This window comes from Chitinivibrionales bacterium (assembly GCA_014728215.1).
Lineage (GTDB): Bacteria > Fibrobacterota > Chitinivibrionia > Chitinivibrionales > WJKA01 > WJKA01.
On the sequence record WJLZ01000184.1, the window covers coordinates 28715 to 43972 of the forward strand.

General features: G+C 48.5%; 9 protein-coding genes. 6 read left to right on the forward strand and 3 right to left on the reverse strand.

Features of this window, described 5'->3' with window-relative positions; all coding sequences use genetic code 11:
- Position 1: 1 nt before the first annotated feature.
- From GF401_16075 to GF401_16100, 6 genes are all read left to right on the forward strand, one after another.
- Entirely contained in the window at positions 2–973 is a 972-nt protein-coding gene (locus GF401_16075) for an ATP-binding cassette domain-containing protein (GenBank protein MBD3346573.1), read from the forward strand.
- Positions 963–1742: an ATP-binding cassette domain-containing protein gene (locus tag GF401_16080; GenBank protein ID MBD3346574.1), complete on the forward strand. Its 780-nt coding sequence runs from the start codon at positions 963–965 to the stop codon at positions 1740–1742. Before GF401_16075 ends, GF401_16080 begins: the two co-directional genes overlap by 11 nt.
- Before the next feature lie 60 nt (positions 1743–1802).
- Complete coding sequence (locus GF401_16085) at positions 1803–4142, forward strand: hypothetical protein (protein MBD3346575.1); 2340 nt, start codon at positions 1803–1805, stop codon at positions 4140–4142.
- A gap of 23 nt (positions 4143–4165) precedes the next feature.
- Positions 4166–6127, forward strand: coding sequence for a hypothetical protein (locus tag GF401_16090; GenBank protein ID MBD3346576.1), 1962 nt, complete (start codon positions 4166–4168; stop codon positions 6125–6127).
- Between the two features lie 191 nt (positions 6128–6318).
- Positions 6319–9492, forward strand: a complete 3174-nt coding sequence (locus GF401_16095; protein MBD3346577.1) for a carbohydrate-binding protein — start codon at positions 6319–6321, stop codon at positions 9490–9492.
- Positions 9493–9816: 324 nt separating this feature from the next.
- Positions 9817–12252: a glycosyl transferase gene (locus GF401_16100; GenBank protein ID MBD3346578.1), complete on the forward strand. Its 2436-nt coding sequence runs from the start codon at positions 9817–9819 to the stop codon at positions 12250–12252.
- Positions 12253–12268: 16 nt separating this feature from the next.
- Here the strand turns inward: GF401_16100 and GF401_16105 are convergent, their stop codons facing one another.
- The 3 genes from GF401_16105 to GF401_16115 form a co-directional block, all read right to left on the reverse strand.
- Positions 12269–12475 carry a hypothetical protein gene (locus GF401_16105; GenBank protein MBD3346579.1) on the reverse strand — a complete coding sequence of 69 codons (207 nt, stop codon included), beginning with the start codon at positions 12473–12475 and terminating at the stop codon, positions 12269–12271.
- A 2-nt stretch (positions 12476–12477) separates the two neighbouring features.
- Positions 12478–12918 carry a hypothetical protein gene (locus GF401_16110; protein MBD3346580.1) on the reverse strand — a complete coding sequence of 147 codons (441 nt, stop codon included), beginning with the start codon at positions 12916–12918 and terminating at the stop codon, positions 12478–12480.
- Positions 12919–13286: 368 nt separating this feature from the next.
- Positions 13287–15258: hypothetical protein (locus tag GF401_16115; GenBank protein ID MBD3346581.1), on the reverse strand; the 1972-nt coding region annotated here is incomplete at its 5' end.

Genomic DNA, 15258 nt, shown 5'->3' on the forward strand with positions numbered 1-15258 from the left:
TATGCCGTTACTCGAAACAGACAAACTTTCGCTTCATTACAAAACCCGTATCGGCGAGAAGGTTCATGCGGTTGATGGTGTTTCATTTGCCCTTGATTCCGGACGGGTCCTGGGTGTAGCCGGCGAATCGGGGTGCGGGAAATCGACTCTGGTGAACGGTATTATGGGACTGTTCCTTCCTCCGCTCTATTATTCATCGGGAGCGGTTTCCATCGATGGTATCAACATTATCGGGATGGAGCCTGAGCGCCTTCGAAAAGATATTCTTGGCAAACGCATTTCGATAATCCCTCAGGGTGCACTGAATTCTCTTAATGCCACCCGTAAAATAAAGAATTTTGCCTGTGATGTCATGCGGTGCCATGAACCGGACCTGGACAAACCGTCAATAATCAAACGCTTGACCGAACGGTTCGAAGCGATCGGGCTGGACAAACGGGTTTTGGACGCCTATCCCCTGGAGCTGTCGGGCGGGATGAAACAGCGGGTTGTGATCGGTATATCCACAATCATGAATCCCCGGGTGGTGATTGCCGATGAACCATCGTCGGCACTTGATGTTTCCACACAAAAAGCGGTAATCACCCTTCTTCTCGACCTTATGCGACAGGATATTATCGGCAGCATGATATTTATCACCCATGAGCTTCCGTTGCTCTATCATATCGCCAATGATATCGCGATAATGTATGCCGGAGAATTTGTGGAAACCGGTACGCGTGACCAGATAATCCACGATCCCCGCCACCCCTACACTCGTGCACTGATGGATTCGATGCTCTTGGCCGAGGAAGGGTCACGGGAGAAAAAGCCGACAGCGCTCCCCGGTGCGCCGCCCAATCTCAAGAAAAAAATGGAGGGATGCCGTTTCGCTCCCCGGTGCCCTGTGGCAAACAAAGCAACCTGCCCGATGAACCGTCAGGAAATGAAAACAGTGGCCGATCGCCTTGTGAGGTGCGAATATGCAAAATAGCAACCATTTGATGACTGCTCGTGATGTGAGCTGTATATTCGGCCATGGGAAAAATGCAGTCGCTGCAGTCGACAATGTTTCTTTTCATATCAGCAGTGATGAAATCGTTTCGATTGTGGGAGAATCAGGCAGCGGTAAAACATCACTTGCCCGTCTCATGCTGCGGCTTTACCCGATTACCAGCGGCGACCTGCATTTTAAAAGTACCCCGGTAACCGAACACGGTAATTACTGGCGTTGGGTGCAGGCCGTATTTCAGGATCCCTTCAGCTCGTTCAATCAATTCTTTACTGTTCGGAGCCAGATGAAAAGCTGTTTCAAGCTGCTGGATACGACCATTCCGGAACAAGAGAAACAGGATCGTATCGATAAAGCGTTTCGTATGGTAAACCTCGACCCCGGTGAAATAAAAGGTAAATTTCCTTTCGAGCTTTCGGGGGGTCAAATGCAGCGCCTGCTCCTTGCCCGGATATTTCTTATTCGTCCGAGCATTTGCATTGCCGATGAACCGACATCGATGATCGACGCGTGCAGCAGAGCAACGATCCTTGAGCTTCTTTTGGATCTCAAGCGCGAGCTTGCCATGAGTATCATTTTTATTACCCATGATATCGGTCTCGCCTATCATGTCAGCGATCGAATATTTGTTATGCGACGGGGTGCGATTGTGGAGCAGGGCGTGCCTGACAACGTGATTTTGAATCCGCAGCACGAGTATACGAAAAAGCTTCTGAAAGATATACCGGTACTGAATCGGGAATGGATATAAATAATTCCTGTGAACGGTGGGGCAATGTTTAGGCACTAAATGGGTAGCAGGCGGCAGAGAATGAACCCACGAGGTCATGAGCGCACGAAAGTGAAGAATAGTTTCTATACAAAGGAGATTTTACGGTTGTTTAGTATACACCATAATCTTATACAGGCGATAGCATTGGCAGGAATTTTGTTTTCGACTGCAGCATTGTCCGCTGCCGGAGAAAGCAAAGAAGAGCGGCTCGATTCGCTTGAAAATAAAATTGACAATTTAGAGAAAAGTGTCCTTTCCACATTGCTTTTTGGCGGGTCTTCACCGGTTTCTTTCTCCGGTGAGGCCCGCCTGAAGCTACAATATCATCATTTTGAAAAATATCCGGAATTCATGCGGGATGACCGCTCGTGGCTTCAGGCAAACTGGGAAGGTAACGAATCACTGGTTCGCCTGGGCATGGTGGTCAGGGCTAATCGTAACACGGTGCTGTGGGCCAAGCTGGGATTCCAGCATACGCTTCCCGGTGTCTGGACAAATGAATACACCGGCGATACTCTCGCACAGTATCGTCATGACAAAGGCGATAACCAGGCAAGTATTCACGAAGACATGTGCGCCGGAATTGCACTTCGTACCGTACCGGCATCGTTCTGGCTGAAAATGGGCGCTGTCCACTGGATCGAAGCGTCCCCCTTTACGATTTGGAAATCGCAACCGCGAACGTTTGCCTGGGACTATCTCCCCTACGAAATCGAACAGCCGATTGCACGGTATTACGAATACAACATTGCAAAGGGTGAAAAAACCGGCCGGGCGGCATGGAATAAAAAGGCATTCCAGGGAATAAATCTTGAAAGTATCAACCTGCCCGCAGATCTTTATTTCAATTTCCTCTATGGCACCTTCGAGCGATACGACAATTTCGAACGGGAGTATATCGATTTCAGTAACGACCTGGCTTATGCCGGGGAACTCACTGAAGCTAAGGGACGGGGAATTGGCGATACCTACCGCCATATCATTCATGGCCGGGTCGCAAAGGACAATGCGTTCCTCAACCTTACCCCGGGATTGAATTACCTTACAATGGTTTACCGGAAAGATTTGATTAATCTCAGCCCGTTCCTCAAGGTTTTTGGTACGCAGCGAGCAGGTAACCGGGCTTTCTTCAAAGAGCCTTCGGTATTTTCCGCAGACCTGCGAGGGAAGTTACTCGAAAAACTGGGATTCCATCTTGATATCGCCAGCTCAGTCATCGACACATCGTTTTTCAGCTACGACTCGACCGGCTTCGATACTGAAACACAAAAAAACATTGTTACCCGGACCGATGAAAACCGTAAATCCGTTCCCAGAATAGCATTCTACTCACAAATAAAGAGCGATTACGGTATCCCCATCCAGGCCGATATCGCCGTCGTTCCCAAAGGTTTTTATTCTCCTCTGTCATTTGCTCCACCGATGGATGCATTCTTTCCCTTCGGTTCCAACCTTGTAGGACCCGGGAAGTTTGTGGCGCGAGGCGAAGGATCTCCCTATGTGCAGAATATGGCAGGTATCAATGTGTCGGTTGTGCCGAAACTCAAGGGTTACGGTCATCTCAGATTTACCTATGGCCAGCATTTTCAGCTTGAAAAAGCCCGCGACCTTCTCTATTTTCCCTACCGGCTTAACGGGCAGGACCTGTTCAACCTGTTCCACTCTTCCTATAATCGATGGGGAAATAATCTTGTCGACCACTCCATGAACGGAGAATACAGCAAACGTTTGGGTGATGAGAGCTACCATACCAAGGAATACGGTTCTCCGGTCGGTTTTGCCGGCGGTGGGATGCGCAGCGATTATTTGAATATCTATGAGGGGTTCGTGCCCTATCAAAGTGCAGCAGAAGCCGATTCAAACCTCAATGACATATCGACAATTTTCACCCGTTCACCCTTTGTGCCTCAACACAAAAAATACACATTCAATTTCGAATTAGATGCTGCATATGATATCGGCAGCTACATAGGTTATGATAAAGACCTCTTTATCAGTGGCTATTTTGCGCTCAATGGCGTATCGACAGCATTCAAGCCCCTTGCTTTCAATGATGAAAGTGACGATATGCTCCTGTGGGGAACCTATTTCCGATTCGAGCCTGCCATTGCATTGACAAAGAGTTTCTACCTCCTGGGGCTTGCCGGATTCGAGAACTGGCGTTCACAAAAGGCATACATGCAGGATACCAGCGGAGTGGCAGTTCATAAACCGATCGATTTTATGGATATGGCCTTTGGTCTCGGATTTGACTGGGATATCTTTTCCCGTGTAGGACTTCACGGACGGGCTAAATGGATGAAACACGACGATGTCAATTTTCCTGATAATAACTGGGAAACACCGATACTATCAACAGAAATAAAGATGTGGTTTTAGTGCATATTTAAGGAGTAATATAAATGCAAAAGTTTTCGCGAACAGGATTGATGATAACGCTGCTGCTTATGGCAGTTTACAGTAAAGACACCACCGAAAAACGCCTCAAGCAACTGGAGGAAAAGGTCAATGCTGCGATGGCGAAGGCGGGTATATCATTCGGCGGAGAATTCAGATCTCAGTACTTTTTATCCCATCTTGGCGGTGAAGCAGCCGATACGTCCAAACGGACCATTGAAACCAATGAGTTCACTTCAGTCGATTTTGATATAACCGCCCGGCCGGTCTCGAATGTTGAAGGACGGCTTATTTTACGAATGCATCAGAACTGGCAAAATTTCTTCTCCGATATCAGCAATCCTGTTTTTAGCCGGTGGATCAGTATCGATGCTACGGGGTGGGATGTTATCCGGTTCAATGCCGGTGATTTCAAGGCAAAATTCAGCCCCTTGACTCTCTACGCACCGCAAATCGATATGCTCTACGAGCCTGAAATATTCTCCCGTCAACGAAACATCGCCATGGATGAACTCTTTTTGGGAAATAACAACCGGATACTTCAGGGACTTAATTTCGGGTTCGATGCAGAAATCTATCCTCTGTTCGATGAGTTTCATTTCGCTCTTCTCGGAACGCGGCTCAGGAATGTGGAAACCAGTATCCAGAACGGAAGCAAAGTCGCCAATGTCATCGAATTTTCACCTGTCGAAAAAATCGCAACAGGCGCAAATCTCGATACCCGGTTTCTGAAATCAATAACCCTTGGTGGAACGTATATCTATATTTTCGATCACAAAGGGAGCATGGAGGGTTCCGATACCACAGTCGATACCACTGCGCAGCGGACCGGCATTGCTGCAGGACGGGCCGGGATCGATGTCGCTCCGCTTCTGGAGCTCGACCGGTGGAACCTCGGTGTTTCCGCAGAAATCGCCATGTCTTCCGATGACTCGACACGTTTCGACACGGTGTCGGGCTTTACGGAAAATACTATCTCCGGTACGGCGCTTGACATTAAAGGGTCGATCGGCTATAGCATGAAAGAAAGGTTTTATTTTGATGTTACCGCGGGGCTGGTCCGTAACGAACCGGATTTCAGGAATGAGCTGGCCCAGTCACCAACGTTTGTTGGTGAACGGATCATGAATATTGAAAATGATTCGGTAGTGGGCGGCACATTTATTCCGCAATTCTATTCGAGTTACGATGCCATGTATCACACGGTTTTTAAATTCACTCCCAGCCAGGGAACCAACCGATGGCACAAGGCGCCGTTCATGAAAAATTCCTATACCCATTCGATATTTACCAGGGATGAGCTCAACAGGCTCCGCGCTGAAATGGACCCCTCACTGCAACTGGTCATGCCTTTCGGCCCGGCCACCCCCAACCGCAATGGTATTACCGGAAAAATCGGGGTCGGATTCAGTGACTATGGTATCGAAGTTAAGGGACTGTTCGACAGCTTCGATGAAATTGACGGCATGCAAGGGTCGGTTATGATCGATGCAACAACCGATTCGCTGGTCGATTTCCCTGCCACAGCATTCAGCAGGTTCGGCGGCGGCGGATCATTCGATCTCTCGGCCCTCGCAAAAGTGCTTCCGTTCCCCCTGCGGCTTTCGGGAAGCTTTGTGCGCGCTCAGGCCGACAACGATGGTCCCGAAGCATTTTCGGGCAATAATTATGGTATCACTTCCGATTTTACCAACCTGGGACTCTACTACAAATTCTGGAAACGAACCGCACTTCTGGGCGGAGTGCAGATCAATAAGCTCGACTTTACTCAAGGCGACTCAATTTGGGGACAAAAACAGCTCCATTTTGCCGGCGGTTTTCAGTGGACGGTCTCCCCCGGTGCCGATGTCGTGTTCAGCCTCGGGCAGATAGCGGTGACGAATACCAATGATGATCCTGATGTGGATGCCGGGGCAATGGATTTTGAGCAGTTCCTGGTGGATGTGTCGTTGGATGTTGTTTTTTGAGTGAAGGGTTACAAACGAGCGCACGAAGTCACGAGCGCACGAGGGGTTTGCAAATTATCATTGTCTCAAGAACAAAGAGATTAACGGAAAAGAAAATAAGAGGAAAGTTTGCTTAACAAATGTGCCGCACCCCGACCGTCAGGGAGGGGTTACGTTGAGGCAGAAAATTAAGAAAGTGGAAAAGCAGGACCATGAATAGTAAAGTGTTAAAATTCAGCAATTATCTGACAGCACGGATTATGCCGATCCTTCTTACAGCAATCCTTATTCCCGGATGTTTCCAGAAAATTCAGATTAAGCCGCTTCCGGGCTATGGTGTACAGGAAAGTGCCTCAACTAAAACTTCGGGCACTCAGAAACTGGTGTACCGGTTTTTCGATGAGGCCTATGTTTCGGGCGGGTATGCATACTGGTATCCGGATCAGTCGAAAGTGTTTATTCCTGAAGAATCGGGGAAAAATGGTGAAGTTTCGCTTCAATTCGATCTTATTGCCGATGAGTATTCCGGGGGATCGGTCTGTTTATATAATCTTTTATACGACATGAGTCCCTACTATGCCGACGGTGCGCTTCAATTCTGGGTTAAAGGTGCTCAGGGAGGCGAACTCGCCTGGGTGGCGCTTGTGGATGATGAAAACAGCGACGGTAAAAAGACGGTCGTTCGTGTTCCGCTCAATGAGTACGGCTCGATCACTGATGAATGGACCAGGGTCACTATCCCACTCGTAAAATTCGGCGGTCGAGGTGTTTTCTGGGATCCTAAAAAGAGTATTGAAATTCCCGAGCGGTTCGACTGGGACAAAGTTGCCGAATTTCGTATTGAAATCAAAAAGGGTGAAAATAAAAAATTCCGTATCTGGGTCGATGATATCTTTGTTCTGCGGGATGTTGTTGAATCCTCTCCGGCACCGCTCGATCAGGAGTACTGGGATGAACGCGAAGAAACGATCACTCCCCCGCCAGCCGCAGAAAAACCCAACGTAACGCCTGTGCATACCATTTTCATCGATGCACTTCCTGCGGGCGCATTTGCCTATGTCTATGGCGGCAAAACCGCCCATAACGTCCATCCCACAACATCGGATGAAAACAAGGGCGTGTTAGTCATGTATCAGGACAATGAAGACTATTCGGGGGTAACATACGCTCTGGGCAAAGGCAAGAATATCAATTTAACCAAAGAACGGACCACTCATGCCGGCCTGGCTTTCTTTGCAAAAGCCTCTCCTAAGGTCACCAAAGCTTATGTGGGTATTTTAGATGATGAATCGGACGGCAAAAAGGTGCAGACAAAAGTCGCCCTCTCCGATTTCGGAACACTCGACACAACCTGGAAATATTTCATGATTCCGATCAAGCAGTTTATGGCTCAGGGATCGTACTGGGATGCCACGAATCAGGCGGAAATCGGTGCTGATGTCGACTGGAGCGCAATCAATGAATTTCGTTTTTCGATCAACCGCTACGAAAACCGTGTCGATGACGGCGAACCCGCGGTTATATATATCGATGACATGCAGATTATCGAAGATATCCCCGGGTATGTCGATCCTGATGAATACTGGGCAGCCTTTGAATCCGATGAGCCCGATGTTCTTCTCCACGACTTTGAAAGCGAAGAAGGCCGGAAATGGGAAAGCGCATCAGGGCCGAAATCTGAGATCTCCTGCTCCTTTATCGAGCCGGAAAACAAAGAAAAATACGGCAGCAAGGCTATGGAAATCTCTTTTAAACTCGGGGACTATTGCGATGCCTATTACGATTATCTCACCGGAGATTCTTCTTCGGTAAAAAACGACTGGTCACAGCACTGGGGACTTCGGTTCTCTTTCTATGCCACCAAACCCTATCAGTCGATTACTGTCCAGATACAGGATGGCGGCAATGAAGTATTCGTATCGAATGTAGGCGGTCGAAGCGGGTGGAGTGAAGTGCTCGTGCCGTTCAAGGATTTCAATAAATTTCCCTACTATCAGCCCGAAGATGCCGAGCAGAATGGACGGCTCGATCTTATTGGGATGCACCGTCTCGATTTCAAACCCTCTGGCGAAGGAACGGTCGGCTCTTTTGGGATCGATAATGTCAAACTGACCAATACCCGTGAAATCCAACAGCCCAAAGCCCCTGAAAAAATCGCCCTGACGATCAGCGGCGATTTCGATTCAACCGTTACCGGGAATATCAATCCAGGTCTCTTTGGTATCAATGCAGCGCTGTGGGACGGCGATCTGCTCAAGCCGGCTACGGCAAAACATGTCAAAGCTGTGGATCATAATGTCGTCCGCTATCCCGGCGGATTGCGTGCTGATGAAGACCACTGGCAGGAAGTGCTCCAGCGGAAAGACTGGATGGTCGATACCGATGAATTCATGGAATTTTGTGCAACAACCGACAATGAGGCCATGATTACGGTCAATTTCGGACGGGGTACCCCCGAAGAAGCTGCGGCATGGGTGAAGCATATCAATGTCGACAGCAAAGATAAGGTAAAGCTCTGGGAAATCGGCAATGAACTCTACGGAGACTGGCATGCAAATCACTGCACTGCCGAAGAATACGGCAAACGGGCTGCAGAGTTTATCAAAGCCATGAAAGCAGTGGATCCTTCAATACTGGTCGGTGTAGTCTGGGTACTTGAAGGCGAATGGAATAAAGTAGTATTCGAGTACACAAAAGATCTTGCCGATGCCGTTATCGTTCATCATTACCCGCAGCATGCCGGTGAAGAAAACGATTTTGCGCTGCTGGTTGCGCCGCAGAGCCTCGATGACATAATTCCTTCGGTGAGACGGCAGGTTAATGAATATGGCAATGCTGAAAAAGAGTATGAAATATGGTTGACCGAGTGGAATTCGGTCGATTTCAAACCCGGACCGCAAACTTTGACAATTGTCAACGCACTCTTTGTGGCCGATTACCTTGGCGTGCTGGCAAAACATAATATCGAGCAGGCCTCATACTGGGATATCCACAATGACATCACTCCAGAGGGCGGCGATTATGGCTACCTTTCCCGTACCGGCGCACCCGACGGCGACAATGTCCCGCGGCCATCGTACTGGGCATTCAAACTGGCAAGTAATGCACTCAGGGGCAAACTTGTATCATGCACAAGCGACAATGATAATGTCACCTGCTACCTGACCGAACACGATGGCGGCACAACAGTCATGATTGTAAATAAAATGCCCGAAACCACGGCAGAGATATCATTGAATATCCCCGGATTTACCGGAGCGGGTTCGATGAACCAACTGACAAAAGAAAAGGTCGACAAAGGCATTGTGCAGCAGAGTATCGAAATAGCAAAGAACCAGACGCTGCGTCTTCCGCCCTATTCGCTGACATCAATAACGCTGAAATAATCACCAGGGGTCGCTAGTGGTGAAACGACGCGACGATGGGGCGACGCGGAGACGCGACGAGTGAAGAGGAAAGAACGAAGTTACGAGCGCACGATGGAAAATAGAAATCCTGAAATCGATTAACCCTGTCCCGGAGGGACAACATATCAGTAGCCGGGGATACAATCCCTGGCGTTGGGAAAAACAGAAATACATCTTTCGTCCCGTAGGGACGGTTCCTGAGCATGTCGAAGAACGGCCAGGATGAACATGCAAAAGAAGAATTAAATCCCGTGTGGCATGCACGCTTCAGTGCATGCCCTTTCACTAAAAGGAGCATATACCTTGCGTTTCGGTCATTTCGACAATGAAAATCGTGAATATGTAATCACTTCACCTAAAACACCGTTCCCCTGGATCAATTATCTGGGAAGTGAGCAATTTTTCGGGCTTATCTCCAATACGGCAGGTGGTTATTGTTTCTATCGCGATGCCCGGTTGAGGAGAATTACCCGCTACCGCTATAACAATGTTCCCCTCGATTGTGGTGGACGGTATTATTATATCAACGATGGCGGCGATGTGTGGAATCCCGGATGGATGCCGGTGAAAGCAGATCTCGACAACTACGAATGCCGCCACGGCATGGGCTACACGAAAATTGCCGGAGAACGCAAAGGACTTCAGGCGGAAACTCTCTTTTTCGTACCACCGGGAATCGATGCGGAAATTCACCGTATAACTCTTCGGAATACAACCAAAAGCCCCCGAAACATAAAGCTGTTTTCCTTTGTGGAATTCTGTTTGTGGGATGCTCTTGCCGACATGACCAATTTCCAGCGGAATTTATCGTGCGGTGAAGTCATGATTGACGGCTCGACAATTTACCATACCACCGAATACCGGGAGCGGCGAAACCATTTTGCCTATTTTTCTGTCAATACTCCTGTTGCGGGATATGACACCGACCGGGAATCCTTTTTAGGCCCCTCTAACGGGTTCCATGAACCGGAAGCGGTTTTTTCTGCAAAGTCCCGAAACTCGGTCGCCGACGGCTGGGCGCCGGTGGGATCGCACTGTATTCCGGTAACGCTCAAACCGGGAGAAGAACGGAGCCTGATCTTTATCCTCGGCTATACCGAAAATCCCCTTGAAGAAAAATGGGAAGCACCCGGAAAAGTGAATACAAAACCGGCGCGGGCGATTATCAAGCGCTTCTCAAACGACAGAGCGGTTATGGATTCGTTTAACAATTTACGGGAATACTGGGATGACCTTCTATGCCGGTTTACCGCTGCGACTCATCTCGAACCACTGAATGCCATGGCCAACATATGGAATCCCTATCAATGTATGGCAACGTACAATATGTCTCGAAGTGCCTCCTATTTTGAATCCGGAATCGGACGGGGCATGGGATTCAGGGATTCGAGCCAGGATATATTAGGTTATGTCCACATGCTTCCGGACAAAGCACGACAGCGGATACTGGATATTGCCGCCACACAATTCGAAGACGGCGGTGCGTATCATCAGTACCAGCCCCTTACCAAACAGGGCAACCACGAACTTGGGGGTAATTTCAACGATGATCCCCTGTGGCTGATTCTTGCCGTGTCGGCCTATCTGAAAGAGACCGGGGATTGGAGCATTCTCGATGAAGAAGTCCCTTTTGACAACGATTTGTCACGAAGTGCTTCGTTGTTTGAGCATCTCAAACGGTCGTTTAACCATGTTGTCAACAACCTCGGCCCCCACGGCCTCCCTCTTATCGGCAGGGCCGACTGGAACGATTGCCTTAACCTGAACTGCTTTTCAACTAATCCCGATGAATCTTTCCAGACCTGTGAAAATAAAAACGGACGGACCGCCGAATCGGTGTTTATCGGCGGCATGTTTGTGTTTATCGGACGGGAATATATGGAAATCTGCCGGCGACAGGGTCATCAGGAAGATGCTCATGATGCTCAATCACATATCAATGCCATGATCGAGGCTGTCAAGGAGCACGGGTGGGATGGTGAATGGTTTCTGCGTGCATATGATGACAGCGGAACAGCGATCGGAAGCAGGAAAAACAGGGAAGGCAAAATTTTTATCGAGTCCCAGGGCTTCTGCTCCATGGCGGGTATCGGTAATGATAAAGAGATGCCCCGCAAGGCGCTCGATTCTGTCAAAAAACATCTCGATACCGACCATGGAATAGTCCTTCATAATCCCCCCTATCGCTCATATCATTTGAACCTCGGCGAAATATCCACCTATCCGCCCGGATACAAGGAAAACGCCGGAATTTTCTGTCACAACAACCCCTGGATCATTATTGCCGAAACAACGCTCGGACGAGGTGACCGTGCAGTGGAATATTATCAAAAAATCACCCCGTCTTTTCACGAAGAAACCAGCGATCATTACCGGATGGAACCTTATGTCTATTCCCAGATGATCGCGGGCAAGGATGCCGGGCGGCATGGTGAAGCCAAAAATTCGTGGCTCACCGGCACCGCAGCCTGGACCTTTGCTACAATCAGTCAATGGATCCTGGGGATCCGTCCTGCCTACGATGGCTTACTTGTCGATCCGTGTATACCTGCCGGCTGGGACAATTTTTCGGTAACCCGGAAGTTCAGGGATGCCTGGTACGAGATCCGGATTACAAATCCAGAGCACGTTTCAAAAGGGGTGAAACGAATTACTGTCGACGGCAAACCGATAGAGCGGAACCTGCTCCCCTGCTATGAGCCCGGAACCCGGCATCGGGTGGATGTTGAGATGGGATGAAAAATATAGAGATAAATTAAGCTGCACTCTTAAGTTCATCTGGATGCAAGCATAAATATTCTCTTACTTCAAGCTGCATTCGATCTATTTCAGCTATAAAGCCTGAGGCAGAAGCGTGATAATTCTCAGGATTCTTTTCAGCATGCCGAAGATGTGCTACTTGCTTCTGGAAATGCTCAATACGTGCAAGAGTTGCTTGCAATTCCTTATCATTTTTAATCATGGTTATTCTCCTGTAACTTCGATGATACCTCTGAAATCTCCATCTCTTTTTATTTGCCAATAGCCAATAGTTTTTTCCACTCCTTCGAAGGCCGCACATTTTCTGATCCAAAAAACGCTGCAGCCAAAATGAGATTGAGCTAAATTATGATCAAAAAGCAATTTTTCTTCTTCTGTCACTTTGCTGTAAGCAAATTCATCATCCATTAAAAGAAAAACATCAATATCATTTGGATACATTTTACTGGTCACAAACGAACCAAAAATAATAAATCTTAAGAGATGATCTGTTTCAGCAGCAATTTTATAGATTCTCTTCAAACGAATTGCTAATGCTTTTCTTCCAGAAGGAAAATGCCCAAATCTATCTACGATTTCTTTTATTGTTGCGCAATAAATCCCCTGTGGTAAATCGCCGTTTTCATTAAATTCCGGTAATACCATTATCCACTCTTAATAGAAATATAGATTATTGCCGACATTGTTCGGTCACAAGGGTATTCCTTCGGAAATTACGTTCTGATATCAAATAAAGTCGAAACACGTTGCTTTATTTCATTGAAAGCAGCCTTTTCATTTTCATTAAGATATTTAGTATCCTTAAGCATTTTGGTATCGAACTTCCTGCAATTTAAATATCACTTTTATAAAAGTGTTTGTCGTAATGCATCGATTACTATTCTCATAAAATAATACGATTACATCGATATATTTGCAATTTTTTCACTTCATTATATTTCCATTATAGAAATATTCTGGAATGGAAATGGGTTCTGAAGCGGCGAGTGGCATGGGAAACGGACAAATGAATTTTAATCCATGTGCAAAACCCGAAAAGCCACCTCTATTCCCTGCCCTTTTATTTGAACAAGAGCAAGTGAAGAATTCCCCATCGATTGCATAGAAGGCCTCAGCACAAATCCCTCGGCTCCGATTTGCAGCTTTTGGGTCCAAAGAAGACGGCCTGCAAGGTCCATGATTTTGATTTCATATCTGCCTTCAGTGGGCACCGAGATGCGCCGTCCGTTCAAGCGTATCCGATTTTTCGCCTCACGACAGGCGTCTCCTTTTTTAATTGCTTTAAGCGGACCGCTCGAACTCTTTTCACCGATACCGTACAGATAGCCATACAACGCCATCTTCCCCCGCATGGTCTGCTGGGGGGTGAATTCCACATGGGCCCACACATACCGGGTATTGAAATAGCCTTCACCAATCGGCCAGGTAGTTTTAAAACCCAACGGATAGCTTTTGTCGTGGAGCCGTGAAGGACACCCCATGGTCATGGCGCAACTCCAGTCATCGAGATTCATATAGGGCGTGTGTCCAGGGTGAAGCCCGGGAGAGCCGTCGTTGCGTCCCGATGTATATGCTCCCTGAACGCTTCGTTTATCGGCAAGGGCTGTGGTCGCGGTAGTCATCTGAATCATGTTGAGCGGGTTCCGTCCAAGACCATAGTCGGCCTCCATAACCATTGCCTTTCGGAACAGCTCCTTTTCGGCGGCATCACCGGTTACCGCATGGGCGATAAGTGTCCGGTGTACATTCTGGGTTGTCCGGAAATAGCCGCTGCTGAAATCGGTGGCCCGCCGGCTCGGCCGCTCATTGATCAATCCGGCTTCCTTTTGTATTGCCTGGTATAGTATCGATGCTTTCATGTTCGCGGCAAGGTCGGGGAAATTGACCGTTTGCGGAGTTGTGAGATAGCCAGCAGTGGCCCATACCTGATTGCGGGTTTTCCCGGAGCCGTAGTCATCCAGCACCGCCTGCGGTCCGGTACAGACACTTTCTTCATTGACAACCTGTTCGTAGTGCGAATCGCCGGTAACATTGTACAGATACGCGGCAGCGGTCATTTTGAGATCCCGGCCCCGGACCTGTGATTCACCGGTATTCTGCTTCTGATCGAGCATCGGATCGGAAAGATTGTTTGCATGGTTGTATGCCGCAACAGCGCTGTCCCGGTACTGCTCCATAAGTTCCTGGAGTCCTGCTCGTTTAAAGCAGTCGGCAAGCATGGCTGCATTGGTCGCATTTGCCCAGGCCGCGATTGCTGTTGGCGCCGCCTGAAACAGCTCGTTTTGATTGTTGGGGTTGGTCAAGCCGTGAGAATATCCCTGACCATCACGCAACCGCAACCAGAAATCGACCTCATTACGGGCTTCATCTAAAATATCGGGGACACCATTGCCGCTCTCGGCAATACCCAGGTCATCGTTATCGAGAGCGCCATCGGTCAGAATAAATGGCAGCAGCATATCATAGATAATGCTGATATGTCCCAAATGACGGTCCCAGTCGAGGGCATCGGAGTGACCGCCCCAGGCATCAGGATTGGTGGGCTCCCCTGTTTTGCGGAACCGTTTCCAGTCATCAGGCCTATCCCAGACATCGCCGCTCGAAAAGCTGCTCCATTCATTGTGCCACGGGTGCATTGTTGTCAGGTAAACTTTTGTATTGGTCGGATCGGTCCCGGGAATGTACAGGGGGCGACGGGGCACCGGGCTGATGCCGCCGGTACTGTCCTGCCCGATACGCATGTAGAAAAAACCGAGTACCGAAACACGAAAAGGTTCGAAATAGATATCGGGGCGGATTTCGAAATCCGGGCTGCATCCGATACCCTCAACCGCAAGACGGTAGGTTCCGGACGTTGAAAAATCTGCAATATCGGCATTCCAGACATCGGAGCGGGTAAGGTTATACCAGCCGACATCCTGACCGCTCCTTTTCCAGAAAGCAACATCGCCCACCTCGTGAGTATCGCCCGAGCCGATATCATAA